The following is a 26,707-nucleotide window of genomic DNA, read 5'->3' as shown; positions in this document are numbered from 1 at the left end:
CTTTTTCGTTATATGATCTGCTTCAATCTTATATTTTAAATATGAATGACTTCATCATAGGCGGCGGCAACCGCTTCCATAACTGCTTCACTCATGGTGGGGTGCGGATGCACTGCTTTTAAAACTTCATGGCCCGTAGTTTCGAGTTTTCTGCCTAAAACCGCTTCTGCGATCATATCAGTAACGCCGGCACCAATCATATGGCAACCTAACCATTCACCGTATTTGGCATCGAAAATAACTTTGACGAACCCTTCTTTATTCCCTCCTGCACTGGCTTTACCCGATGCGGAAAACGGGAATTTACCGACTTTTATATCAAAGCCCTTCTCTTTGGCCTGCTTCTCTGTAAGGCCTACACTTGCAATTTCCGGGGAGCAATAGGTGCAGCCAGGAATATTTCCATAATCTATGGGTTCCACATGCTGACCTGCAATCTTCTCAACGCAAAGAATACCTTCGGCGGATGCGACATGGGCCAAAGCCTGACCGGGAGTTACATCACCAATAGCATAATAACCCGGAATATTCGTTTGATAAAAATCATTGACTAAAATCTTATCCCTATCCACAACAATACCAACATCTTCCAACCCGATGTTCTCAATATTGGTCTTGATACCAACAGCGCTTAAAATAATATCGGCCTCGAGGGTTTCTTCCCCTTTTGAGGTCTTTACTGTAGCAGTAACGCCCTTACCTGAAGTATCAACTGAGGTCACCTCGGCAGAGGTCAAAATCTTTATACCGTTCTTCTTAAACGAACGTTCCAGCTGTTTGGATACATCTTCATCTTCAACGGGAACAACATTTGGTAAATATTCTACAATGGTTACTTCGGTACCCATGGAATTATAGAAATAGGCAAATTCTACACCAATGGCCCCTGAACCTACCACAATCATCTTCTCAGGTTGTTTGTCTAAGCTCATGGCTTCCCTGTATCCGATAACTTTTTTACCATCCTGGGGTAAACTTGGTAATTCTCTTGAACGTGCTCCGGTAGCGATTATAATATGATCTGCACTGTATTCTGTGCCATCAACGTCGATCTTCTTACCCGGTTTTAATTTTCCAAAACCATCGATAACGTCGATTTTGTTCTTCTTCATTAAAAACTGAACGCCTTTACTCATACCTTCGGCAACTCCACGACTCCGTTTTACTACTGCCCCGAAATCGTGTTCGGCGTCTTTTACCTTCAAACCATAATCCTCAGCATGTTTTAGATATTCAAAAACCTGAGCAGATTTTAACAAGGCTTTTGTGGGAATACATCCCCAATTTAAACAGACCCCTCCAAGATTTTCTTTTTCAATAATTGCAGTTTTAAATCCTAATTGCGATGCCCTTATAGCCGTAACATAACCGCCGGGACCACTTCCAAGAACAATAATATCGTATTTACCCATTTGCTAAATTTTAGGCTACGAATTTACAAAATCGAATTCGAATAAAGAATTAAGAATACGCTAAATTTCTATCTTTATACTACCTTTGTACACCAATCTTTTCTTTATGAACATACCTAAAACCAGTCATCCGCGTATCGTAATCATTGGTGGCGGTTTTGCCGGGATTGCCCTTGCAAAAAAATTATCTAAACAAGAGGTACAGGTCGTCTTATTGGATAAAAATAATTACCACACCTTCCAACCTTTGCTTTATCAAGTTTCCACTGGTGGTCTGGAACCGGATTCCATAGCCTATCCCATAAGAAAGATCCTTAAAAATTTTCCCAACTTTTATTTTAGATTAGCGAACGTTCAATCTGTTGATGTCGATAAGAATGCTGTGATCACTGATATAGGAACCCTAAAATTCGATTATTTGGTGGTAGCAACAGGTTCAAAGACCAATTATTTTGGAAATATTGAGATCGAGAAGCACAGTATGGCGATGAAAACCATACCCCAATCCCTCAATTTACGTAGTTTAATTCTTGAGAATTTTGAAGATGCACTTCTGACATCTGATTTACATGAACGCAACGCTTTGATGAATTTTGTGATTGTTGGTGGCGGGCCTACCGGTGTCGAGTTAGCCGGAGCATTGGCGGAAATTAAAAAAGGGATTCTCCCGAAGGACTATCCCGATCTGGATACACGAATGGCTCAAATCCACATCGTGCAATCTGCAGATTGCATCTTGAAGGGGATGAGCGAACAGGCTTCCGAAAAGGCTGAGAAATTTTTAGAAAAATTAGGCGTTAACATTTGGAAAAATGTAAGGGTAACGAACTACGATGGTAAAACTGCTGTTACCAACACCGATTTAACTTTTGAAACAGCCACCTTAATTTGGGCTGCCGGAGTAAAAGGAGCCGCTATACATGGTTTGGATGCTAAGCAGTTCATGACGCGTGGTCATAGAATGGTGGTGAATGAATTCAGTCAGGTGCATGGATTTAAGAATATCTTCGCCATTGGTGATATCGCCTGTATGCAATCTGCTCAATTCCCCGAAGGATTGCCGATGATGGCGCAGCCTGCTATTCAGCAAGGAGAACAATTGGGGAAAAATATCTTGCGATTATTAAAGAATGATGCCATGCTACCCTTTACATATAAGGATAAAGGAACTATGGCCACTATTGGCAGAAATAAGGCTGTTGTAGACCTTAAACGCTTTAAATTTCAGGGCGTATTTGCATGGTATGTCTGGATGTTTGTTCATTTGTTCTTTCTAATTGGTTTTAGAAACCGTATGGTCGTCTTTGTGAATTGGGTGTATAATTATGTACGCTTCGATAGAGAAGCACGATTAATTATCAGGCCCTTTAAAAAGCGATCAAAACTAAAGCAGTGAAGATAGCTTCTTTAAATTAATTATTAAAAATATGATTTAACTGTATTTTTTGATTACATTTAGAAACTAACTAATTAAATTTTATTCAATATGAGAAAACATGCTTTAGCAATCATGCTACTTACAGTAGCTGTAATGTATCCCCAAAAAAAAGAAAAAAATGGTACTGTTTATAAGGAGCATCCTGCTATCGTGGCCGTTGAAGCCATGCAGCAAGCTGACATTAAAGGAGATGTAGAGACAGTGGCTTCCTATTTGGCGGATGATTTCATGTCGTACAGCGGTACTACGAGAAATAAAAATGCTGAAGGAACAAACAAGGAAGATTTTTTAAAATGGGTAGAGAACCGGAGCAAATGGACGGTCTACAGGAGTCTAACCAGGCATGGTGAAGCTTATCCCGATGCCATAGAATACAAAGACGGAAGAACCTGGGTACAGACCTGGGACTACCTAAAAGGAGTACATGATGCCACTGGTGTTAAAGTAGAAATGCCGGTGCATAATTTATACCGACTAAATGACGAAGGTAAAATTGATTTGGCTATTTATTATAATTATCCTGTAGGAAGAGACATATGGGATGCCTATGCCACGAGAACAAATGGTACCATTTACAATGAACATCCTAATATCAATACAGTAAGGAGAATGGTCGCCGCCTTAGAGTTCGGAGATGTGGATAAAGCATTTAGTTATTTTACAGAAGATGCAGAATTCACGAACTTAGATATGCCTAGAGGTGAATCTAATTCTGTTAGCGAAGAAAAAGAAGCTTTTTCAAATATGTTAGAAACTTGGGATATAGAAAGTATTGATGTAAGAGGATATCCGGATTATTTAGAATATGAAATTAGAAATGCCAAAGTGGTTCAATCCTGGTGGGATTTCAGAGTGAAGAGAAAATCAGATGGGAAAAAACTTAACATTCCAGTAATGCTAATCCATGATTTCAATGATGAAGGTAAGATTACCCGGGAAGCTGGATATTATACGGCTCAAGCGATGATGGCTAAGTAATAAAAGAGATTTAATAAAAAACCTTCAAAAATAATTTTGAAGGTTTTTTGTTTTATAAATCATCCGTAAAGTGCTGACGTTTTTTTTCTTTACTAAATTTTTCATCATTATAGGTTGTTGAACCTCCCTTGGGAATCGACAGTGACTGCCAATCCGCGCCTCTTAAAACTTTCCCGAGAAATACAATTTGTCCAACATGATAAGCGTAATGGGCCAATTGGCGATTAATAGCCTCTAATACCGTATGTCCCTGGTTCCGTATATAAATGATTTTATTTAAATCGGTAACATGTAAAGATGCGATGGCGTCAAATAAACACTGCCAACCTTTTTCCCAATGCATCACTAGCTCTTCCCTGGACGTGTAGGTGTCTATAAATTCAAGGTCCCTTCGTCTCCAGTCTTTCTCGCCATCTTCACTGAGAAAATTGGTCCATCTGCTCAACATATTCCCAGCCAGGTGTTTTGTTATAATCGCAATGGAATTGGCATCTTTCGAAATGTCATTCTGGAGGTCTTCAAAACTGAGTTGCTCAAAGGTTTTATCGCCTAACTGCTTATAATATTGAAATTGTTTTATGACACTTGAAAGATAGCTTTCCATAAAATTATCAAGGTATACACACCTCTTTTAAAAAAATAGATCTTTGAGGTGAAACTATTATGATCACTAATTTTAATTTCAGTGAACCAATGGTTTCACAAGATTCAATCTTTTATCGGTTTATTTAATTTAAATTCCGGATGACCAGACTGCCAATATAAGAAGGCGAATAGATTGGAAAATTCGTCCAGGGTCTGAGTTAAGGTCGTTCTACCACCATGGCCCCCCTCAAAATTGGTCAGAAAGAGAATTGGTGAATCACCGGAATTGTCGTGTTGCATTTTTGCAGCGAATTTAGCTGGTTGCCATGCAATAACACGAGGATCATTCATACCTGCAGTTATGAGCATAGCCGGATAATCGGTACCGGGCTTTAAATGATGATAGGAATCCATTTCCAATAAACCCTTAAATTCTTCCGGATTTTTCACGGTTCCAAACTCAGGTGTGTTTACAGGTCCGTTTGGTGTTTCTTCCATTCTCACAGTATTCATAGCGCCAACCATTGGTGCCCCTGCAACAAATAAATCAGGTCGCTCCGTGATAGCTCTACCAACTAGGATACCACCGGCACTTCCCCCAAAAATGGACATTTTTTTGGGATTGGTATAGCCCTCATTAATCAGATATTCGGCAGTGGCTATAGCATCTTTCCATGTATTGGGTTTATTTAATTTTTGTCCAGCCTTATGCCATGCATCTCCAAGTTCACCTCCACCACGCACATGGGGAACCACCAAAATACCATTATACATGGTAAACGCCAAAATGATGGGACTAAAAAACGGTCCGGTAGAATTCCCATAGGCCCCATAACTGTAGAGAACGGAGGGATTTTGTCCATTCATTTCAATATCCTTGTTATGCACAATAGACACGGGTACCATAACACCATCATGTGACTTTACTAAAACTTCTTTGGCAATGAGGTTGTCTAATTCTGGATAGGCTACTGGAGTAGAAAGTGGTTGATGTGTGAAGGTATTTTGTTTCGGATCATAGAGAAATCTTTTATTCGGTGAGGTCCATCCTGAAATTGTTATCCAAACCTCACTAAAGGCATGTCCTTTGCTTGAAATACCGGCTTGACCTGCAGTAAATGGCAGTTCTAACTGAATAGGTGATTCTTTTCCATAAGGAAGGAAATAGACTTTAGCTTCAACACCATTTTCGACGGTAGTATAGTATAATCCATCTCTGGTTACCACAACATTAGTGATGATTTCAGAATCGGAATGGGCTACAAGAGTCTGCGCATTTTTAAATTCCGGATTGTCCAGAGGCACTTTTACAATTTTAAAATTTGGAGCGTTATGATAGGTTAAATAATAGGCATGGCTGCTATCCAAAGCCACCCCGGTAACTTTATCCTCTCTTTTTAAAAGAGGCGTCCAATGCACCAAATCACCCTCAGTGGATGCAATATAAGCCTTGATATTTTTATCTACCGAACTTGCATAAAGAACATTTTTATTGACTTCTTTTGAATATAGAATAACTGGGATTTCTAGTTTGGAAATGCCCGTATTCGAATAATCATCCTTGGAAAAACAGACTGTATCCAACGACTGATCTGTACCGACTTTATGCAAATAAACAGAAGTATATAATTTTCTGTCTACATCAGTGACATCAAAAGAATTGAATTTATTGTAATAAAAAGCATCTCCTCCCTTAAGCCAGGATACAGCTCTTGCCAATTCCAGCACTTCAGGAAATTGTTCACCTTGGCTATTGAAAATGAGGAGTTCCGGATTTTCCGAACCATTGGCTGCCACGCTCACTGCTATTTTATCGCCTTGTATATTAGGTACAATTGAACTAATGGTATAGGTCTTGCCGTCATCAATTTTATACGTATTGGGATCGAAAAACAGAACTTCTTCACCGTCATAGCCATTTCGCTTGTACATTCTACCAATCTCTTCTCCGGGAATCCGCTTGATATAATAATAGGTATTGTTATCTGTTATGTTGACATTCGATATGGCAGCCGCACGTCTGTTAACCAATTCTTTCATGTAATTAAATATGGCTTTCTTACCTGAAATACTATTCAATAAAGTCTTCGCATGATTGGCATTGTTTTTCATCCATGTAATCACATTAGGATCATTTAAATTTTCCAATTGCCTGTAAGGGTCTTCCAGAGGTATCCCATAAAAGGTATCAGTTACTATACGCTGTGGAAAGACATCTGGTTGCAATGTACCCTGTGGCAGGGCACTCAGTGATATGATGAACAATAAAAGAAAAAAACGTATTTTCATGAGGGAAGGTTTTAGATAAAATAATTGGTGTTATTCACTTAGAAATCAAACTGTAATAAAACCAATTGAAGATACAAAAAAATGACTGACTTGAAAATGAAACCGTCAGGAAATAACTTCTCAGGTTAGAGGGGAGTCTAAATAACTATTATCAGGGAGGCTACTGCTCTTTTGGAATGAACTTCAGAGCCACACCATTAATACAATGCCGCTTTCCGGTCGTATGTTCCGGTCCGTCATTGAATATATGGCCCAGATGGCCTCCACAGGTCGCACAATGTTCTTCTATTCCATAAAAACCTTCTGGATCACCACTTGCATAAGCCACATTACCTTTTATCTCCCTGTCGAAACTCGGCCATCCTGTTCCCGAGTTAAATTTATGCTCACTCTTAAACAGCGGTGTTTCACATGCTCTACAAACATAAATACCGTCCTTGTAATTAGCATTCAGTTCACTGGAAAAAGCACGTTCTGTTCCTCCTTTTCTTAAGACATAATACGCCATATCAGATAACTGGTTTTTCCATTCGCTATCTGATTTAGAAACTTTAAATGTCTTTTTTTTACTTTGCTTTTGCGCACTGGTGTTACAACTTACAACCAGTAGAAGTGCCAGAAGGACTGTGATATTTTTCATGGTACAGATTTTGTTTATCCTAAGTCGTATAGGGTCGTTTTAACTAACAATTTATTTTTTAAACAAGATACTTAATATTTTAAACATGTCAGAAGCACGTTTGTTTGATCAATCAGGATAATTTCAATAAAAATGGCAATTTTTAAAAACTTATGCTGTTCTATAGTGAGATCATTGAATGATAGTTTGTATTTTTAACCTGAATAAAAATTGACAATATGAAAATTAAAAAAGTAGTATTCTTTATAGGTATAGTTGGTCTTATCCTGTCTTGCGCCACGAATCCGTTTACAGGTAAAAAGACCATGGCCTTAGTACCGAATTCTCAGTTATTCCCGACATCTTTCGCCCAGTACAATCAGTTTTTAAGTGAAAATAAGGTTGTAGAGGGTACCAAAGATGCCGCTATGATTTCGCGGGTAGGGCAGCGAATTGCTGTTGCAGCAGAGCGTTGGCTGAATGCCAATGGTCATCAAGGCTATTTGAAAGATTATAAATGGGAGTATCATTTGGTTGAGGACAAAACCGTTAATGCATGGTGTATGCCTGGGGGAAAAATCGTGTTTTACACGGGAATATTGCCTATTGCGAAGAATGAGACCGGGGTGGCAGCTATTATGGGTCATGAAGTAGCACATGCCCTGGCCAATCATGGACAACAGCGAATGAGTGCCGGTATGTTACAACAAATAGGGGCTGTGGCGGGAAATGTAGCCATAAAGGATGAGGAAAAAAGAAATATATTTAATCAGGCTTATGGTGTCGGTTCGACAGTGGGTGTTATGCTGCCGTTTAGTAGAAGTCATGAAACAGAAGCTGATCAAATAGGGCTCTATTTGATGGCCGTCGCGGGTTATAATCCAGACGAGGCTGCGGCCTTATGGGAGCGTATGAAAGCAAACAGTGGAGGTCAGGCCCCACCGGAATTCTTAAGTACGCATCCCTCGAATGATACACGTATCAGTAACCTCACAAAATGGGCGCCCAGGGCCAAAGACGAGGCAAGAAAATTTGGAGTGACCTCTTTTAGATAATAGTTCTGCGCTTTAGATTAAAATATTTGTTTACTTTAGAAGCTGTCAATAATGACAGCTTTTTTATATAAAGCATTTCATTATTCGAATTTAAACTTAAGAGCACTTTTGAATTTCAGGTGTTATATTTTTATATAGAATTTTTTAGTTTATGAGAAAACTGGAAAAAGGAAGCAAAAAACTACTGAACGCATGGGCGTTCTATGATTGGGCAAATTCTGTCTATACGCTTACCATAGCATCTTCCATTTTTCCTATTTTTTATTCAGCTTTATTCCTTTCAGAAGTTAAAAAAATTCATGCTTTTGCTTTTGAGTTCAAGAGTACGGCCTTAATTACATTCGTTACGGCTTTCACATTCTTAGTCGTGGCGTTTATGTCACCAATACTGTCTGGTGTTGCAGATTATATCGGTAACAAGAAGACTTTTTTAAAGTTTTTTTGCTATTTGGGAAGTGCGGGTTGTATTGGACTTTACTGGTTTAGTCTAGACCGTATTCATCTGAGTTTACTATTTTATTTTATGGGGCTTATCGGCTACTGGGGAAGTTTGGTATTTTATAACTCCTATTTACCTGACATTGCTTATTCGGAACAGCAGGACAGTATAAGTGCCAAGGGCTTTTCTATGGGTTATATCGGAAGTGTGATTTTACTGCTCATAAATTTAGGCATGGTGATGAGCCAGGAGGACGGGGAAGCAAAAATGCAAATGATGCGAATTTCATTTGTTACTGTAGGTATATGGTGGGCCCTGTTCAGTCAATATACCTTTTATTGGTTACCCAAAGGGGTTTCTGAGCGCCATAAAATAACACGGACCATTTTACTTAATGGTTTCAGGGAACTACAATCCGTTTGGAGGGAATTAAAGGAAAACCTGAGACTGAAACGTTATTTATACGCCTTTTTCGTTTTTAGTATGGCCGTTCAGACCATCATGCTCGTCGCTGTATATTTTGGTGAAGAGGAAATTGCATGGAGCGACAATGCTGAAAAGACATCGGGCCTGATAGTAAGTATCCTGGTCATACAATTGGTGGCCGTGGTTGGTGCTACACTAACGTCATTTGCCTCAAAGACATTTGGAAACATTCCAACACTTATTGGCGTAAATGTCATTTGGATGATCCTGTGTGTCTATGCTTTTTATATGTTTACCCCGATGGACTTCTATATCGCGGCCGGTATTGTGGGTCTGGTTATGGGAGGCATCCAATCACTAGCAAGATCCACCTACTCTAAGTTTTTGCCTCCTACGGAAGACACGACATCCTATTTTAGCTTTTATGATGTTGCCGAGAAAATAGGTATTGTTATTGGAATGATCATTTATGGAGCCATAGATCAATTTACGGGAAGTATGAGGAATGCCATCTTGTTTTTAGTTGTTTTCTTTTTTGTGGGTATCCTATTATTGTTCAGGGTACCAAAGAATCATATCGAAACATGAAAAAAACCACCCTTTTATACTCGAGAGTGGTTTTATAATAACTGTTCGGAATTTGATGCGCAATTTAATTTTCAAATAGTTTTACATTCCCATAATTCGTATCGATGGTAATCCTATTTGCTGATGACGCATTACCGCGATAGCCTTCATAGTTTAATTTTCGGGAATTTTTTGTTTCCCGGGTAATCGTTAATTCATCATTATTCTTTAAAGAGGCATAGTTCATGTTCAAATTAAACCTGAAATTATAATTAGGAGCATATCCTAAATCTATACCGGTGTAATCCGATTGAATGGTTACATTCCCTGCCGTGTCATTCATCCTGTTAATTTTAATGGATCCATAGTCTGACTTGAGTGTGACGTTTTTGTAAATATCACCGAAGTGCATGGTGACATAGTCCCCATTTCCGGTTATGTTATTCGCACTGTCAATAGTCATATTCCCATAGTTGCATTTGAAATCGACATCCTCGGCAACCTCAATTTTTGAATTCGTATAATCTGCATTGATAGCTAATTTTTGAGCTTTCGAAATCGTAAATTCACTATAATTGGCATTGATACTAGCGCTTTTGACATACTCAAAATAACAGCCATTGCTATAATCAAATTTTAAGATATTATCGTCCGCCAATAATTCCTTAGTCGTAATTTTACCGTAATCGCACTTCAGTACTGCTTTACCTTCCAATTTATCCAGGTTGATATTTCCATAATTATTTTTAAGTGTCACATGATTGGTAATGGGCATTTTGACCACATAGTTGATTTTCATATTCACTTTATTCTTGTCACCCCGATTCCACCAGGACTTTGATCCTTTTTTATTAAATTTAGTTTCAGCGGTCACAAGATCTTTTGCGGATGTAAATACAACATCAATTTGATTTAATTTCTCAATCACTTTTTCCTCATTTTTACCTGAGGTGGTTATGGTAATTTCAAATGCAATCCTATTTTCCTGCCAGGTAACAATGTCAATATTGCCGTAACTGTTATCAATTTTCATTGTGGCATCGGCATTCACGGCAAATTCCTTGCTGATGGTTTTTGTCTTGGTATGCTTATCTTTTATTTCCGAGGTTGTCGCAGAAATAAAAAGGGGAAGCAATAAATAGGTCATAATGGTTGTAAGCTGTAATTGTTTCATCTGTTCTGATTTTTAATTGATTTAATACATAATGTTTATGTGAAGGATCGATCTTCCTCCGCTATAGTTTCATTGATTGATTTTATGGTTTCTATGTGATCGATGGTTTGTTTTAAAATATCCAGACGTTTTTGAAAATTGGAAATCATGGCATAAATGACGCGATGGTCATCTCCGCTTTCCAATAAATCCACTTTTAAGCTGTCATAGGATGTTTCCAATATCGCAATCTGACGGAATGCATCCTGAATCAACTTTTCAAATTCCGGCCGTTGTTCGGCTTTCAGGTTATTCATTTCTTCGTTGAGCGTCATCATAAAAAAGGCCTGCGTTTCGGCCATTTCCGGCGACACATCAGCCAATTCACCTGTATCGGGGAGCTGCGAAAAATGTACTGCTAAGGCCAGGAGTAAGGCAATGGAAGCCGCGATCGATATACTCAGAGACCTTCTTCCATTTCGCGTTCGTTTTAATTGTATTACGGTCCCTTTATTTTGCCTATTCAACTTTTTAAGAAAACGACGTTCATGACCTGTTTCAGGCTCCATTATGTCAAACCCTTCTTCTAAATTTTTAAATAGTTCTTCTAATGCCATTTTACGCTTTGTTATTAGGTTAATAGGTCATTACCTTCTTTAGCTTTTGTCTCAGACGTTCCTTAGCTCTAGATATGGTTGTCCGGCAATTCCCATAGGACATACCCATGATCTCACTGATCTCTTCATAATCATATCCATCAATTAGATTTAAGGTCAAAGCAATCCGATAATTGTCCTTTAGCGTATGTATCGTCTTCAATACCTGCCTCACTTGGAGATCTGAATTCTCCTCGCCAATATCTGTAACGTTGGTTGTTTCTTTCGTTTCATTTAAAGCATCCTCTATAGGTACGCGAATGTTTTTTTTATTCTTATTAAAATGCTGGAAGCTATTATTAATTACGATGCGCTTTAACCATGATCCGAAAACAGTGTTGTTGTTTAGTGTATTGAGTTTGGTAAAAGCCATAAGAAATGCATCTTGCATAATATCTTCAGCATCATCGCTGTTTTTAACGATTCGAAATGAAGCATTGTACATCACTTTGTAATATCTCCTATATAATTCTAATTGCGCAGCCCGGTCTCCAGATTTACAGAGTTCAACGAGTGCTTCAGTATTTAATTGGGTCGATTTCAACTAAACAAATCGTTTCTTTAAGGATGATTAAATTTTTCTATTGTTACAGTTTTTCAAAAAAAAATCCTACTATCTGATAGAAAGTAGGATATAGTTGTAAAGAAATGATCGGTAATTTAAGATTCTGTGGGCTTTTCCGCCTTTTCAATAGATATTTTCAACTCATTTGATTTTTTATCCAAGTCTATTTTAATGCTGTCTCCCTCTTGAAGATGTGAAGCCACAATTTCTTCTGCCAGGGCATCTTCGACATATTTTTGAATAGCCCGTTTTAATGGTCTTGCCCCATATTGTTTATCGAATCCTTTTTCAGCAATAAAGTCCTTCGCACTCTTGGTTAAAGTCAGATTATAACCTAATCCCTTGATTCGAGCCAATAGTTTTTGAAGTTCAATATCAATAATTTTATTGATATCTTCTTTCTCCAGGGTATTGAACACGACCACATCATCAATCCGGTTTAAAAATTCAGGTGCAAATGATTTCTTCAAGGCATTTTCAATAATACTTCTTGCATTGGCATCTTCCTGAGCTTTCTGCGCCGATGTACCAAATCCAATACCGGTACCAAAATCCTTCAATTTTCTTGCCCCAATATTGGAGGTCATTATGATGATTGTATTTCTGAAGTCTATTTTTCTACCAAGGCTGTCCGTTAAATAGCCATCATCCAAAACCTGCAAAAGCATATTAAAAACATCCGGATGCGCCTTTTCAATTTCATCCAATAAAATGACAGCATAGGGTTTGCGTCTCACTTTTTCCGTTAATTGACCGCCTTCTTCATAACCTACATACCCAGGAGGTGCTCCGATTAATCTGGATATGGCGAACTTTTCCATATACTCACTCATGTCAATTCGAACAAGTGCATCCTCACTGTCGAATAATTCTCTTGACAGCACTTTGGCCAACTGGGTTTTACCCACACCTGTCTGACCTAAGAATATGAATGAACCAATCGGTTTATTGGGGTCTTTTAGACCTGCCCGGTTACGCTGAATCGCCTTGACCACTTTAGCTACGGCCTCATCCTGACCAATAACCTTACCTTTGATAAGATCGGGTAGTTGCGCGAGCTTGTTAATCTCTGTTTGAGCAATTCTATTCACCGGTATACCTGTCATCATTGAGACCACATCGGCTACATTGTCTTCGGTTACAATTTCCCGGTGTTGTTTGGTTTCTTCCTCCCATTTTTCCTGAGCTGTCGACAATTCCTTCTCAAGACGCTTTTCATCATCTCTCAGCTTTGCAGCTTCCTCATATTTTTGTTTTCTAACAACTGAGTTCTTGGTTTCTCTTACTTCTTCCAATTTCTTTTCCAATTCGAGGATTTGCTTTGGAACTTGGATATTGGTAATGTGTACCCGGGAACCCGCTTCATCCAATGCGTCAATAGCCTTGTCGGGTAAAAAGCGTTCAGTCATATATCGGTTTGTCAATTTTACGCAGGCCTCAATGGCTTCCGGGGTAAAATCAACATTATGATGTTCTTCATACCTTCCCTTGATATTGTTGAGTATTTCGATTGTTTCTTCAACGGTGGTAGGCTGAATAATAACTTTTTGAAAACGTCTTTCTAAAGCGCCATCCTTCTCAATATACTGCCTGTATTCATCTAATGTGGTCGCACCTATACATTGAATTTCACCACGTGCCAGTGCGGGTTTGAACATATTGGAAGCATCTAAACTTCCTGTGGCACCACCAGCACCAACAATAGTGTGGATTTCATCAATGAATAAAATCACATCATCATTTTTCTCAAGCTCGTTCATGACCGCCTTCATACGCTCTTCAAATTGTCCGCGATATTTTGTGCCCGCAACTAAACTTGCCAAATCCAAGGTAACAACACGTTTATTGAATAGAATTCGAGATACCTTTCTTTTGGTGATGCGCAAAGCCAGTCCCTCTGCAATGGCTGATTTACCAACACCTGGTTCTCCAATGAGTAGGGGATTATTCTTTTTGCGTCTGCTCAATATTTGTGAGACGCGCTCTATTTCCTTTTCTCGACCTACAACAGGGTCTAACTTGCCTTCTTCGGCTAAAGCGGTTAAATCGCGTCCAAAATTGTCCAGAACAGGGGTTTTCGATTTCTTACTGGACTTACTGGTAGGCGAATTAAATATATTTTCCTTAGATCCATCATCATCCGTATTGGTATCATCATCTTGAAATGATTCCGATTTTGGTTCTATGTAATCGCTATCGTTTGTAATCATAAGTTTGAATTGTTCTTTAACGTTGTCGTAATCCACTTTCAATTTATTCAAAAGTTTGGTAGTTGGGTCATTCTCATTTCTCAAGATGCACAACAGCAGATGTGCGGTATTAATTGAGGTACTTTGAAATAGTTTAGCTTCCAAAAAGGTCGTTTTTAAAGCACGTTCTGCCTGTCTTGTTAAATGTAAATTCTTTTTCTCATTAGAAGTAGATGAGATGTTTGGATTAGCAGGGCTTAAAATTTCAACCTTACGTCTCAGGTGATTAAGATCTATATTCAAAGCGTTAAGAATATTTATGGCCTTGCCATTGCCATCTCTTAAAAGTCCAAGCATTAAATGTTCGGTACCAATAAAATCATGACCCAGCCTAAGCGCTTCTTCCTTGCTAAATGCAATGACATCTTTTACTCTGGGTGAAAAATTATCGTCCATAATGGTCTCCTTTCTGCATTAAAAATACTAATAATAGTTTACTAAAGTCAAAAACTGTACCTTAAATTGCTAATTGACGAAAAAATCTTTAAAAAATCAAAGTATTTTGGCAGATACTTATTAACCGAAAAACCCCGTCAAATTGTTAATAAAAACCACTAAAAAATCCGCTTCAAAGGCTTACTGTAACTAATGAAATACGTATATTAGCATGTTTTGAAAAAATTGAAAATTCTAATTAAATAATATATGGCAGAAGGAGAAAAACTAATCCCTATTAATATTGAGGATGAAATGAAATCGGCTTACATTGATTATTCAATGTCCGTCATTGTGTCACGTGCCTTACCGGATGTCAGAGACGGGTTAAAACCGGTTCACAGACGCGTGCTTTATGGCATGTACGAATTAGGAGTAAGGGCCAATTCAGCTCATAAAAAATCCGCAAGAATAGTTGGTGAGGTTTTAGGTAAATACCATCCCCATGGCGACACCTCGGTTTATGATGCCATGGTGCGAATGGCCCAGGAATGGAGCTTACGATATATGCTTGTTGACGGGCAGGGGAATTTTGGCTCAGTGGATGGAGACAGTCCGGCAGCAATGCGTTATACTGAGGCGCGTATGCGTAAGATATCTGAAGATATGCTGGCTGATATTGATAAAGAGACGGTAGATCATAAATTAAATTTCGACGACACTTTACAGGAACCCACAGTGTTGCCTACGCGTATTCCAGGTCTTTTGGTGAATGGTGCATCGGGTATTGCCGTTGGGATGGCTACAAACATGCCTCCGCATAACTTATCGGAAATTGTGGATGGTACGATAGCCTATATTGATAACAACGAGATAGAAGTAGACGACCTTATAAAATATATCAAGGCCCCTGATTTCCCTACCGGAGGAACCATTTATGGTTACGATGGTGTGAAAGAGGCATTTCAGACGGGTCGCGGGAGAATAGTACTTCGCGGGAAGGCCAATATTGAGGAAGTAAATGGCAGGGAGTGTATAATTGTTACTGAGATTCCTTATCAGATCAATAAGGCGGACATGATTAAAAAGACGGCCGATTTGGTGAATGAAAAAAAACTTGAAGGCATTTCAACCATTCGAGATGAGTCCGATAGAAAGGGTATGCGCATAGTTTATGTCCTTAAACGTGATGCCATTCCAAACATTGTCTTGAATAAGCTCTATAAGTATACCGCGCTGCAATCTTCCTTTAGTGTCAACAATATCGCCCTGGTCAATGGACGTCCGCAATTGCTCAACCTGAAGGACCTGATTCATTATTTCGTCGAACACAGGCACGATGTCGTCGTAAGACGAACAAAATACGAATTACGGAAGGCAGAGGAACGTGCTCATATCCTGGAAGGCTTAATTATAGCCTCTGATAATATCGATGAAGTCATTGCTTTGATCCGTGCTTCTTCAAATGCAGATGAAGCAAGAGAAAAGTTAATGGAACGCTTTAAACTGACGGAAATTCAAGCTAAAGCAATAGTTGAAATGCGATTACGTCAGCTTACTGGTTTAGAGCAAGATAAGCTTCGAACAGAGTATGATGAACTTAAAAAGACCATCGAAGATCTTAAAGATATACTTGATAAGAAGGAACGTCGTATGGCGATCATCAAGGAGGAATTGCTTCAGGTCAAGGAAAAGTATGGAGACGACCGTCGTTCAGTGATTGAATATGCAGGTGGCGATTTGAGTATTGAGGACATGATTCCCGACGAAAAAGTGGTGATAACGATTTCGCATGCCGGGTACATCAAACGAACATCGCTCACAGAATACAGAACTCAGAACAGGGGAGGCGTTGGTCAGAAGGCATCCACCACACGAAACGAAGACTTTCTGGAACACTTGTTCGTTGGTACAAACCACCAGTACATGTTGTTCTTTACTCAAAAAGGTAAATGTTTTTGGATGCGGGTATATGAAATTCCGGAGGGCAGTAAAACATCCAAAGGGAGAGCGATCCAGAATCTTATAAACATTGAACAGGATGATAAGGTGATGGCCTTCATATGCACTCAGGATTTGAAGGATGAAGATTATATCAATAATCACTATGTTATTATGGCCACTAAAAATGGACAGGTTAAAAAGACCTCTTTGGAGCAATATTCTCGTCCGCGAACCAATGGTATTAATGCCATAACCATCAGAGAAGATGATGAATTACTTGAGGCTAAACTGACCACCGGGAACAGTCAGGTCATGCTGGCGCTTAAGTCGGGGAAAGCCATTCGATTTGAAGAAGCTAAAACCAGACCCATGGGCCGTAACGCGTCAGGAGTTCGTGGTATTACCCTGGCCAATGATAAAGATGAAGTCATTGGAATGATAGCGGTTGATGATATGGAGAGCAATATTTTGGTTGTTTCTGAAAACGGTTTTGGTAAACGATCAGATTTAGAGGATTACAGAATTACCAATAGAGGAGGAAAAGGTGTAAAAACCATTTCTATTACAGAAAAAACTGGTAATTTAGTAGCTATAAAGAATGTAACTGATGCCGATGACCTCATGATCATCAATAAATCCGGAATTGCCATACGTATGGCCGTGGAGGATTTACGGGTCATGGGACGAGCGACTCAAGGCGTGAAGTTGATAAATCTGAAGAATGGTGACTCAATTGCTGCGGTTGCAAAAGTGAGACACGATGAAGATGAAGTGGAAGAAACAGAAGCCTCGACGGGCAGTAATGAAAATCAGGATGGCACAACTCTTGATACCAGTGATGATGAAAATAATTCAGAACAATAAAAACCAAATAAAAGTAAAATGAAAAAACAAATTATTATAGCCTTTGCGTTGTCTATAAGTACATTTTGTATCGCACAGAAAAAAGAATTGCGAAATGCAGAAAAAGCTATTAAATCAAATAATTTTGCAGAGGCGAAAGGAGCATTAAATCAAGCACAGGCCTTGATGTCTGAAATGGACGATAAAAGCAAGGCCAAATATTATTTCCTCTTAGGACAGGCATTATATGCTGGAGGTGCCGGCTCAAGTCAGGATATCGATAAGGCCATAGAAAATTTTGACAAATCCGGTAATGATTTTGCGGCAGAAATTGCTACGATAAAGCAAGAGATGACAAACGCCATATTGACGAAAGGCAATAAAGCTTATGAGAGCAACGACTACAAGGCTGCATCAACACATTTTGAGCACGCTTTCAGAACGTCACCCAAAGACACCTTATTTCTGTATTACGCCGCAGCTACGGCTGTAAATGTTCAAGATTATGATAGAGCACTTAAATTGTATGAAGAGCTGAAATCAATGGGGTATACAGGCGTATCAACAGAGTACTATGCAACAAATAAAGAAACCGGTGAAGAGGAAATTTTAGATGAAAGAACCCGTGATTTATATGTAAAGGCAGGAAGTCATGAAAATCCGGGTGTGCGTAAAACAGAATCAAAAAAAGCTGAAATCGTTAAAAACGTGGCGCTTATTTATGTCAGCCAGGGAAACAATGAGAAGGCACTTGCTGCCATGAAGGATGCCAGAGCAGAAAGCCCGGATGACATTAATTTGATTCTTAGTGAGGCGAATGTGCATTATAAGATGGGTAACACCGATAAATTTAAAAGTCTTTTGGAAGAAGCCACGGTAATGGACCCAACAAATCCGGAATTACAATATAACTTGGGGGTTATTGCTTCAGAATCAGATGACAGAGAAGGGGCTAAAAAATATTATCAGAAAGCTGTTGAACTAGATCCAACCTATATAAATGCATATATAAACCTGGCGGCGCTCGTGTTGAGTAGGGAAGAACCTCTAATTGAAGAAATGAACGGATTAGGCACGTCTAAGGCAGATGATAAGCGTTATGAAGAACTTAAGGAAGAGCGCCAACAACTCTACAAGGACGCCATTCCTTATTTATCGAAAGCATTGGAAATAGATGATAAAAATATCAATGCTGCCAAAACCCTGATGAACATTTACAGTGTAACAGGCGATACCGCTAATTACAAAGAAATGAAAGCAAAGGTCGAGGCTTTAGAGGCGAATTAACAAAATCATCATAAAGGGTACAAACCGTTTGTTACTGGAGCATTCCAGGAGCAAACGGTTTTTTTTTATATAATTTTCTTAATTACCCGGAGCTTGTGGGTATGCATTTTCTTATCCGCGTTAAAAATACCGGAATGATCTAATCTATCGACTCTAACCTTTCCATGGGCATGAATTATATAATTATCTTTCATTATGATGCCGACATGGATAATTTCCCCTTCACTATTGTCAAAAAAAGCGAGATCACCGGGTTCACTTTCTTCAATAAAACTGAGTGCCTCACCCTGTGTTGCCTGCTGAGAGGCATCGCGTAATAGACGGTATCCATTAAGCTTGTAGACCATCTGGGTAAAACCGGAACAATCAATCCCAAAGGGTGATTTACCACCCCATAAATAAGGGGTATTGAGATATAAAAAAGCAGTTTTAACCAAATGTGCTTTATCAAACTGATCCTCAATCGTGTGACCTTCGAATTTATGATTTAGAAGGTCTAAACCATTTAAAGTGGAACCGATTAAAATGGGATGCAACTGATCATTTTCAAATTGCACAAACTCAACCAGGTCTCCGGAAAGTTTTAATCTTTCATTTTTAAGGCTATGGAAGGCATCCTTTTCAATTTCAACGTACTGTTTACGATCTATCCATCCCTCATATTTGTCAAAATCCAAACGAATTCTACACCATGACTTACGAAGTTCAATAATTTTAAAGATTTCACCATAGAGTATCTGAGAAACCAACTCACTCTTGTCTGATGGTTCAGATCGAAGAGGAATAATGCTTAAATTACAAATTCCGTATTGCATTAAAAATGACGTTCTATGACCATTGCCGATGCGCCGCCACCTCCGTTACATATGGCCGCGGCACCAATTTTACCTTTATTTTGCTCTAATACGCTTAGCAGTGTAATAAGTATTCTTACACCGGAACAGCCTAAGGGATGCCCGAGAGAAACAGCACCTCCGTTAACATTAACCTTGGAATCATCCAATCTAAGCAGTTTCATATTAGCAAGGCCAACCACCGAAAAAGCCTCATTAAATTCAAAAAAGTCGACGTTCTCTATTGGAATCCCTGCTTTATCTAGGGCCTTGGGCAAGGCCTTGGCAGGAGCGGTGGTGAACCATTTCGGTTCTTGTGCGGCATCTGCATAAGATATAATAGAAGCTATTGGCTTTAATCCCAGCTCATCAGCTTTAGTTTTACTCATTAAGACCATAGCACCTGCACCATCATTTATGGTTGATGCATTGGCGGCGGTAACGGTCCCATCTTTCGAAAATGCAGGCCTGAGTTGGGGTATTTTCTCCATCTTAACATTCTTGTACTCCTCATCCTCTGCAAACAGTATAGGTTCTCCACGACGTTGGGGCACTTCTACCGGCACAACTTCATTTTCAAATTTACCGGATTTCCAGGCTTCACTGGACCGCCTGTACGATTGCATCGCAAAGGCATCTTGCTCTTCCCTTGTAAATCCATATTCCACGGCACAGGCATCTGCGCAGACCCCCATCGCATTCTGGTCGTAGGCATCCACCAATCCATCTTTTTGCATGCCGTCAATTAAAGTTGCTGGCCCGAACTTCACCCCATTTCGAGCATGCAGATAATGAGGAATCATACTCATATTTTCCATTCCACCGGCAACAACTACAGCAGCATCGCCTAAAGCAATGGCTTGTGCGGCTTGCATGACCGCCTTCATACCCGATGCGCAAACTTTATTTACGGTTGTGCAGGGCACTGAATCAGGGATACCTGATATAATTGCAGCCTGACGAGCTGGCGCCTGACCTGAGCCTGCCTGAACAACCTGGCCCATTAGCACTTCATCGACTAAATTCGGACTTAGGTTAATTTTAGATAGGGCCCCTTTAATAGCAACTGCACCCAATTGAGGTGCCGGAATAGTAGACAAGGCACCCATAAAACTGCCTATTGGTGTTCTGGCAGCAGATACAATGACAACCTCTTGACTCATGACATTATCGTTTGATTATACTATTGCGAAAATAATGATTTTTTTATGATTAAATTGAGCGATTCAATTATTATAAATAGCATAATGCGCCTATAATTTTATTACTTTTGACAAATCCGAAGCGGATTGAAACATGTGCTGTGTATAACCTAATTTGTCTGCCGTCTCTGATATTGAAAAGGTTCAAATAATCTTTATGAAGAAATTAAGCGCCTAAATGAAAGACTTTATCAATAGACTTTATCAAAATCATTCGTTGATTTATAAAGGCCTGCTTTTTATAACCACCACATTTCTTATTGTATACCTTTTTCCAAAAAGCGGAAAATTTAAATACAATTTTGAAAAGGGCAAACCGTGGCAATCCGAAAACTATTACGCCCCTTTTGATTTTGCAATCATCAAATCCCAGGAAGAAGTACAACAGGAAAAGGATGCAATAGAAGCAAATGCCTTGCTGTATTTTAACTTAGATAGTATCGTGTCATCCCGGGCAACTGCCTTGTTTGAAACCAAATTCAACAGTACATTTTCAGATACCATTCCGAGGTTAAAACGGAATTTATTATTTAGTACCGGAAAGGAAACTTTAGAGAGGTTATATCAATTTGGCGTGCTTGACGAGGCCTATAATTTCCCCGGCGATAAGCCTGTGGTAATCCTAAAAGGCAGGACGATATATGAAAAGACCTATTTCTCTAATCTCATAAAACCGGATGCGGTATTGCAGGTCATAACCGACATGTTATCTGCTAAAAATCTTGATGCCTATACAACTAATTTTGCGTCACTCTTTTTCGATATCATTGAGCCCAATCTTACCTATGACAGATCGTTTACAGAAAAGGTACTGCAAGATGATTTCGACAATATTTCATATTCCAGGGGCAGCATTGAAAGGGGAACTTTAATAATTTCCAAAGGTGAAATTGTAGAGGGTGAAAAATTTCAGTTATTAAACTCAATTAAATCCGAATATGAATCGCAGGTGTGGAGCGAATCCAATTACAATTGGATTTTATTTGCCTATACCTTGCTGGTGGCTCTGGCCTTATTGATGCTTTTGCTGTTCTTGAGAAAATACAGGAACACCGTATTCGAGGATAATACTAAAGTCACCTTCATCTTTTTTAACATCTTTCTCATTATTATGTTAACCACCTTGGTGGTCAACTACAGTTCGACCTACATTTATGTTGTTCCCATATGCATTTTACCACTTGTATTTAAGGCCTTTTTTGATGCGAGATTAGGTCTTTTTGCCCATGTCATAACGGTATTGCTCTTAGGCTTTATAGTACCAAACAGTTATGAATATATGTTTTTACAGATTATTGCGGGTATAGTTACAATTCTGACGGTTTCTGAACTGTATAAACGTGCGAATCTTTTTATTTCCGTTGGGCAAATCACACTTATCTATATAGTCGCCTATTTTGCGTTCTTTGTGATTCATGAAGGTACCGTAGAGACGATTAAAGTAGAAACTTTCATTTGGTTTATACTTTGTGGTTTAGCCACCCTTTTTGTGCAACCCTTAATTTATGCCTATGAAAAAATATTCGGTTTGGTATCGGATGTTTCCTTATTAGAATTATCAGATACCAATACCAAATTACTGAAGGAATTGTCGAATAAGGCACCTGGAACCTTTCATCATTCGTTAAATGTTGCAAATCTCGGAGAATCCTGTGCCAATGAAATTGGAGCAAATGCAATGCTGGTTAGGGTAGGGGCCTTGTACCATGACATAGGAAAGATGAAAAATCCGACTTATTTTATTGAAAATCAATCGACAGGTATAAATCCTCACGATGAGTTATCATCCAAAGAAAGTGCTAAAATAATTATAGAACATGTCATTAACGGCATTGAAACTGCACGAAAGTACAATTTGCCTGACAGGGTAATCGATTTTATACGTACGCATCATGGAACCAGTATGGTCTATTATTTTTACATGAAGGAAAAAGAGTTGCAGGATGTGATCATAGATAAGGTCGACTATTGCTATCCCGGCCCTAAACCATTCAGTAAGGAAACTGCAATTTTAATGATGTGTGATAGTGTTGAAGCTGCCTCTAAAAGTTTGAAAGAACCGACATCAACAAAAATTGATGCCTTTGTTGAAAACATCATTAACAAGCAAATAGAAGAGGATCAATTTTTAAATGCCAATATTACTTTCAAAGAAATTGAATCTATTAAAAAGGTACTTAAACACAAGCTCGCAAATATATATCATTTGCGTATTGAGTACCCGGAGTAAATATTTAAAAAAATAGTTGCGTCCTATGGACATATAAATTACATTTGCAACCGCAATTTTGTCATCACATGTTGTGATTATTCCGGAGAGGTGGCAGAGTGGTAATGCAGCAGATTGCTAATCTGTCAACGCGAAAGTGTTGCCGGGGTTCGAATCCCCGTCTCTCCGCTGATTCGAGGTTTAGCATCTCGATAAACCTGCCTGCGGCAGGGTCGCAGGTTCTTCTCACCTGCTAAAAGAATGAGGTGAATATATTCGGGGTGTAGCACCTCGATAAACTCGGCACAGGCTCCGCCTGGTCATCGTGTCACGCCGCGTGCGTGAAGCCTGCCTGCCGCAGGCAGGGTCGCAGGTTCTTCTCACCTGCTAAAAGAATGAGGTGAATATATTCGGGGTGTAGCGTAGCCCGGTCATCGCGCCTGCTTTGGGAGCAGGAGGTCGCAGGTTCGAATCCTGCCACCCCGACCATAAAAGCCGAACCTAGTGTTCGGCTTTTTTTGTTTGAGCGCAATCGAAGCGTGCTTCCAGATTGAAGAGAAAACAAAAAAGATTGAAAAGCAACGCTTTTCGGCTTTTATGAGCAACACCCACGATTTCAGGATCACGGCAGGTAATCCTGCCACCCCGACCATAAAAGCCGAACCTAGTGTTCGGCTTTTTTTGTTTGAGCGTAATCGAAGCGTGCTTCCAGATTGAAGAGAAAACAAAAAAGATTGAAAAGCAACGCTTTTTGGCTTTTATGAGCAACACCCATAATTCCAGGATCACGGCAGGTAATCCTGCCACCCCGACCATAAAAGCCGAACCTAGTATTCGGCTTTTTTTCAGGTATCAAGGTCGTCCAGATCCCCGAGTTGTTTCAGTATATCGAATGTCTTCTTTGCCTCTTCCTCATTAACAATACTAATAGCGGCACCCACATGCACCATCACGTAATCATCGATTTTGGCCTCTGGTACTAAAGTTAAATTCACCTCTTTAACGACACCATCAAAGGATACTTTTCCAATTCTAAAGGTGTTGTCCAAGGCTTTTGTGATCGCTATTAATTTACCGGGAATTGATAAACACATGGTTTCTGCTTATTTTTTGTTATTGTCTTTCAGCCATGCATACCAATCGTCCATACCTGAACCCTTAGTTGCAGATACTTCAAAGAAAATCAAATTTGGATTCACTTGCAGCGCATAGGCCTTCAGTTTTGAAATATCGATATCAACATATGGTAGTAAATCTATTTTATTGATGATACAGATATCCGCACTATGGAACATATCAGGATATTTTACAGGTTTGTCCTCACCCTCAGTCGTACTTATGATGACTATACGTTTATTTTCACCCAAATCGAACATGGACGGGCATACCAGATTACCTACATTTTCGATCATTAGAATGGCCTTAGACTGCATATCTAGTTTTTTAACGGCCTCATAAACCATATCACTCTCTAAATGGCACCCTTTTCCTGTATTAATTTGTATTACGGGAATTTGTAATGCTGAAATTCTATTGGCATCATTAAGTGTTTGCTGATCTCCCTCTATAACATAGAAGGACAATTCACCCTTTAAGTCCTTTAAGGTACGTTCTAAAAAAGTCGTTTTACCTGAACCGGGTGAACTTACCAGATTAATCGCAAATATCTCACGCGCATCAAAATACCCTCGGTTTCTGGCAGCCATGATATCATTTTCACGTAAGATGTCCTGCTCAATCTCCAGCACTTTTGGGTGTGGGTGTACATGGGAATGACTATGTTCATGCCCATGGGCGTGATGATGATGCTCATGTGAGTGATGATTATGATCATGGTCATGCACATGATGGTGCCCATGCTCATGTGATTTAACTTCAAGGGGATTCGTTATGGTCGTGCCATGTTCTCCGTTTCCGCAACCGCAGGTTCCACACATAGTTTACTGTTTTTAAATTATTTCGAGAGCCTTTACCCTCAATTCCTTTCCCTTTAATATGCCTTTAACATGGCTGTGGCATTCAGGACATTCATCATAGAGATGGTTGATCTCAAAAACGGCATCACAGTCAATACACCTGGCTTCACCCTTAATGCGATTGATACGTCTTTTAGCATGTTCCAATACCGTATTTTTAACCGCCGATTCCCATACAAAATCCAGGGAGTCAAAGGCAATGCCTGCCAATGTTCCAATTTCCAATTCGATGAGGTCTACGGATGTTGCCCTTTCTTTTTCAACGACGTCCTCGGCAATTTTCACAATACCCAAAGCAACCGATAATTCATGCATATCAGAGGTTAAGAAATTTAAATTGTTGTAAACCATAAAGTTATCTTAATTAAACACCTGCAAATATGATATATGTCATATTTTCTTCCCTATTTAATGGATATATTGAGAACTATTATTCTACAATTAAGCTTAACGCTTCTAAACTCAACTTTCCATCATGATTACAAAAGACAAAACAAAACAAAGCACGTATTACGAAAGCATCATAAAGCAAGGGTATTCCAGGCGGGATTTTATGAAGTTCGTTACCTATATCAGTGCGTATTTGGGATTGGAAAATTCCATGGTTGGTCAAGTTGCCAAGGCTCTGGAAACAAGCTACAGGGTTCCCGTTATATGGGAACATTTTCAAGAGTGTACTTGCTGCAGTGAATCCTTTATAAGATCGGATCACCCCATTGTTGCCGATATCATATTGGACAAAATTTCGTTGGATTATACATTGACCTTAATGGCTGCTTCGGGGCATCAGGCTGAGGCCGCAAAAAAGGCAACTATGGATAACTATAAGGGAGAATATATTCTTTGTGTTGAGGGATCCGTGCCCATGGGCGATGATGGAAATTATTGCTGTATAGGAGGACGTTCGGCAAAAGATATTCTATTGGAGGCGGCAGAAGGTGCCAAAGCGATAATTTGTTGGGGAAGTTGCGCATGCAATGGTTGCGTTCAGGCGGCTTATCCAAATCCTACAGAAGCCACCCCAATTCATAAAATCATCAAGAATAAGCCCATAGTGCGTGTGCCGGGATGTCCACCAATAGGCGAGGTCATGGCTGGAGTCATAGTGCATTTGGTTGCCTTTGGTCGATTGCCTGAGCTCGATAGGATTGGAAGACCCAAGGCATTCTATTCAAAACGGGTTCATGACACCTGCTATAGAAGGCCCTATTACGATGCCGGTTTGTTCGTTGAATCTTTCGATGATGAAAACGCTAAGAAGGGCTATTGTCTATACAAGGTAGGCTGTAAAGGACCTATGACTTACAACGCATGTGGCGCCATGAAATGGAATAATGGCGTTAGCTTCCCAATTCAATCCGGCCATGGCTGTTTTGGATGCAGCGAGGAAAACTTCTGGGATAATGGCCCAATATATGAACGACTCACCGGATTACATGGTTTTGGTATAGAGAGTTCTGCCGATACCATCGGCAAAGTCGCAGCCGGTGCTGTGGCTGGCGGCTTGGCTGCCCATGCGATAGCGGCAAACATTTCGAAGAAAAAGGAATTGAAGGAAAGTATCTCAAGAGGAAAACGAAACGAAAAAGCATTGGATTCTTAAAAAT

General features: G+C 39.5%; 22 protein-coding genes and 2 tRNA genes. 10 read left to right on the top strand and 14 right to left on the bottom strand.

Features of this window, described 5'->3' with window-relative positions; all coding sequences use genetic code 11:
- Nucleotides 1–35: 35 nt before the first annotated feature.
- Nucleotides 36–1,412 (bottom strand): dihydrolipoyl dehydrogenase, encoded by a 1,377-nt coding sequence (gene lpdA, locus MR041_RS10545; protein ID WP_242093698.1) that lies wholly within the window; start codon nt 1,410–1,412, stop codon nt 36–38.
- A 106-nt stretch (nt 1,413–1,518) separates the two neighbouring features.
- Between lpdA and MR041_RS10540 the strand changes: the two genes are divergently transcribed.
- Nucleotides 1,519–2,808, top strand: coding sequence for an NAD(P)/FAD-dependent oxidoreductase (locus tag MR041_RS10540; RefSeq protein WP_242093696.1), 1,290 nt, complete (start codon nt 1,519–1,521; stop codon nt 2,806–2,808).
- A 90-nt stretch (nt 2,809–2,898) separates the two neighbouring features.
- The gene (locus tag MR041_RS10535) at nt 2,899–3,828 is read left to right on the top strand and encodes a nuclear transport factor 2 family protein (protein ID WP_242093694.1); all 930 of its coding nucleotides are present in this window, start codon (nt 2,899–2,901) and stop codon (nt 3,826–3,828) included.
- A 52-nt stretch (nt 3,829–3,880) separates the two neighbouring features.
- On the opposite strand, the gene MR041_RS10530 is transcribed toward MR041_RS10535, so the two are convergent.
- The 3 genes from MR041_RS10530 to msrB form a co-directional block, all read right to left on the bottom strand.
- Nucleotides 3,881–4,432, bottom strand: coding sequence for a DUF1572 family protein (locus MR041_RS10530; protein ID WP_242093692.1), 552 nt, complete (start codon nt 4,430–4,432; stop codon nt 3,881–3,883).
- Nucleotides 4,433–4,536: 104 nt separating this feature from the next.
- Nucleotides 4,537–6,702 (bottom strand): prolyl oligopeptidase family serine peptidase, encoded by a 2,166-nt coding sequence (locus tag MR041_RS10525; protein ID WP_242093690.1) that lies wholly within the window; start codon nt 6,700–6,702, stop codon nt 4,537–4,539.
- 160 nt (nt 6,703–6,862) lie between these two features.
- Nucleotides 6,863–7,342, bottom strand: a complete 480-nt coding sequence (msrB, locus tag MR041_RS10520) for a peptide-methionine (R)-S-oxide reductase MsrB (protein ID WP_242093688.1) — start codon at nt 7,340–7,342, stop codon at nt 6,863–6,865.
- Between the two features lie 218 nt (nt 7,343–7,560).
- Between msrB and MR041_RS10515 the strand changes: the two genes are divergently transcribed.
- The gene (locus MR041_RS10515) at nt 7,561–8,376 is read left to right on the top strand and encodes a M48 family metallopeptidase (RefSeq protein WP_242093686.1); all 816 of its coding nucleotides are present in this window, start codon (nt 7,561–7,563) and stop codon (nt 8,374–8,376) included.
- A gap of 151 nt (nt 8,377–8,527) precedes the next feature.
- Complete coding sequence (locus tag MR041_RS10510) at nt 8,528–9,829, top strand: MFS transporter (RefSeq protein WP_242093684.1); 1,302 nt, start codon at nt 8,528–8,530, stop codon at nt 9,827–9,829.
- Between the two features lie 64 nt (nt 9,830–9,893).
- Here MR041_RS10510 and MR041_RS10505 read toward each other — a convergent pair whose 3' ends face one another.
- The 4 genes from MR041_RS10505 to MR041_RS10490 form a co-directional block, all read right to left on the bottom strand.
- Nucleotides 9,894–10,982 carry a DUF4097 family beta strand repeat-containing protein gene (locus MR041_RS10505; protein WP_242093682.1) on the bottom strand — a complete coding sequence of 363 codons (1,089 nt, stop codon included), beginning with the start codon at nt 10,980–10,982 and terminating at the stop codon, nt 9,894–9,896.
- A gap of 35 nt (nt 10,983–11,017) precedes the next feature.
- A complete protein-coding gene (locus MR041_RS10500; RefSeq protein ID WP_242093680.1) occupies nt 11,018–11,578 on the bottom strand; it encodes a hypothetical protein in 561 nt (186 codons plus the stop codon).
- 19 nt (nt 11,579–11,597) lie between these two features.
- On the bottom strand, nt 11,598–12,161 hold the full coding sequence (locus MR041_RS10495; RefSeq protein WP_242093678.1) for an RNA polymerase sigma factor: 564 nt from the start codon (nt 12,159–12,161) through the stop codon (nt 11,598–11,600).
- Nucleotides 12,162–12,277: 116 nt separating this feature from the next.
- Nucleotides 12,278–14,827 carry an ATP-dependent Clp protease ATP-binding subunit gene (locus tag MR041_RS10490; protein WP_242093676.1) on the bottom strand — a complete coding sequence of 850 codons (2,550 nt, stop codon included), beginning with the start codon at nt 14,825–14,827 and terminating at the stop codon, nt 12,278–12,280.
- Between the two features lie 249 nt (nt 14,828–15,076).
- Here MR041_RS10490 and gyrA point away from each other — a divergent pair, with 249 nt between their 5' ends.
- Both gyrA and MR041_RS10480 read left to right on the top strand, forming a co-directional pair.
- A complete protein-coding gene (gyrA, locus tag MR041_RS10485; protein ID WP_242093673.1) occupies nt 15,077–17,614 on the top strand; it encodes a DNA gyrase subunit A in 2,538 nt (845 codons plus the stop codon).
- Between the two features lie 18 nt (nt 17,615–17,632).
- Nucleotides 17,633–18,880 carry a tetratricopeptide repeat protein gene (locus tag MR041_RS10480; RefSeq protein ID WP_242093671.1) on the top strand — a complete coding sequence of 416 codons (1,248 nt, stop codon included), beginning with the start codon at nt 17,633–17,635 and terminating at the stop codon, nt 18,878–18,880.
- Nucleotides 18,881–18,945: 65 nt separating this feature from the next.
- On the opposite strand, the gene MR041_RS10475 is transcribed toward MR041_RS10480, so the two are convergent.
- Nucleotides 18,946–19,695 carry a C40 family peptidase gene (locus MR041_RS10475; RefSeq protein WP_242093669.1) on the bottom strand — a complete coding sequence of 250 codons (750 nt, stop codon included), beginning with the start codon at nt 19,693–19,695 and terminating at the stop codon, nt 18,946–18,948.
- Nucleotides 19,695–20,876 carry an acetyl-CoA C-acyltransferase gene (locus MR041_RS10470; RefSeq protein WP_242093667.1) on the bottom strand — a complete coding sequence of 394 codons (1,182 nt, stop codon included), beginning with the start codon at nt 20,874–20,876 and terminating at the stop codon, nt 19,695–19,697. Before MR041_RS10470 ends, MR041_RS10475 begins: the two co-directional genes overlap by 1 nt.
- Before the next feature lie 217 nt (nt 20,877–21,093).
- Here MR041_RS10470 and MR041_RS10465 point away from each other — a divergent pair, with 217 nt between their 5' ends.
- From MR041_RS10465 to MR041_RS10455, 3 genes are all read left to right on the top strand, one after another.
- Nucleotides 21,094–23,145, top strand: a complete 2,052-nt coding sequence (locus tag MR041_RS10465; RefSeq protein ID WP_242093665.1) for an HD family phosphohydrolase — start codon at nt 21,094–21,096, stop codon at nt 23,143–23,145.
- Between the two features lie 84 nt (nt 23,146–23,229).
- Nucleotides 23,230–23,313, top strand: a tRNA-Ser gene (locus MR041_RS10460).
- Between the two features lie 222 nt (nt 23,314–23,535).
- A tRNA-Pro gene (locus MR041_RS10455) sits at nt 23,536–23,613 on the top strand.
- A gap of 12 nt (nt 23,614–23,625) precedes the next feature.
- On the opposite strand, the gene MR041_RS10450 is transcribed toward MR041_RS10455, so the two are convergent.
- Genes MR041_RS10450 through hypA form a run of 4 tightly spaced genes read right to left on the bottom strand, consistent with a single transcriptional unit; the run spans nt 23,626 to nt 25,415 of the window.
- Nucleotides 23,626–23,940, bottom strand: a complete 315-nt coding sequence (locus MR041_RS10450) for a hypothetical protein (protein WP_242093663.1) — start codon at nt 23,938–23,940, stop codon at nt 23,626–23,628.
- A 29-nt stretch (nt 23,941–23,969) separates the two neighbouring features.
- Nucleotides 23,970–24,218, bottom strand: coding sequence for a HypC/HybG/HupF family hydrogenase formation chaperone (locus MR041_RS10445; protein WP_242093661.1), 249 nt, complete (start codon nt 24,216–24,218; stop codon nt 23,970–23,972).
- Between the two features lie 9 nt (nt 24,219–24,227).
- Entirely contained in the window at nt 24,228–25,061 is an 834-nt protein-coding gene (gene hypB, locus MR041_RS10440; protein ID WP_242093660.1) for a hydrogenase nickel incorporation protein HypB, read from the bottom strand.
- A gap of 12 nt (nt 25,062–25,073) precedes the next feature.
- A complete protein-coding gene (gene hypA, locus MR041_RS10435) occupies nt 25,074–25,415 on the bottom strand; it encodes a hydrogenase maturation nickel metallochaperone HypA (RefSeq protein WP_242093658.1) in 342 nt (113 codons plus the stop codon).
- A gap of 160 nt (nt 25,416–25,575) precedes the next feature.
- Here hypA and MR041_RS10430 point away from each other — a divergent pair, with 160 nt between their 5' ends.
- Nucleotides 25,576–26,703, top strand: coding sequence for a hydrogenase small subunit (locus tag MR041_RS10430; protein ID WP_242093656.1), 1,128 nt, complete (start codon nt 25,576–25,578; stop codon nt 26,701–26,703).
- Nucleotides 26,704–26,707: the final 4 nt, after the last annotated feature.

Origin of the sequence: Aestuariivivens sediminicola (genome assembly GCF_022662015.1) — a bacterium.
In the GTDB taxonomy this organism is placed as follows: domain Bacteria; phylum Bacteroidota; class Bacteroidia; order Flavobacteriales; family Flavobacteriaceae; genus Aestuariivivens; species Aestuariivivens sediminicola.
The sequence above is the reverse complement of the archived record's forward strand: the minus strand, read 5'-3'. Positions and strand labels throughout refer to the sequence as shown.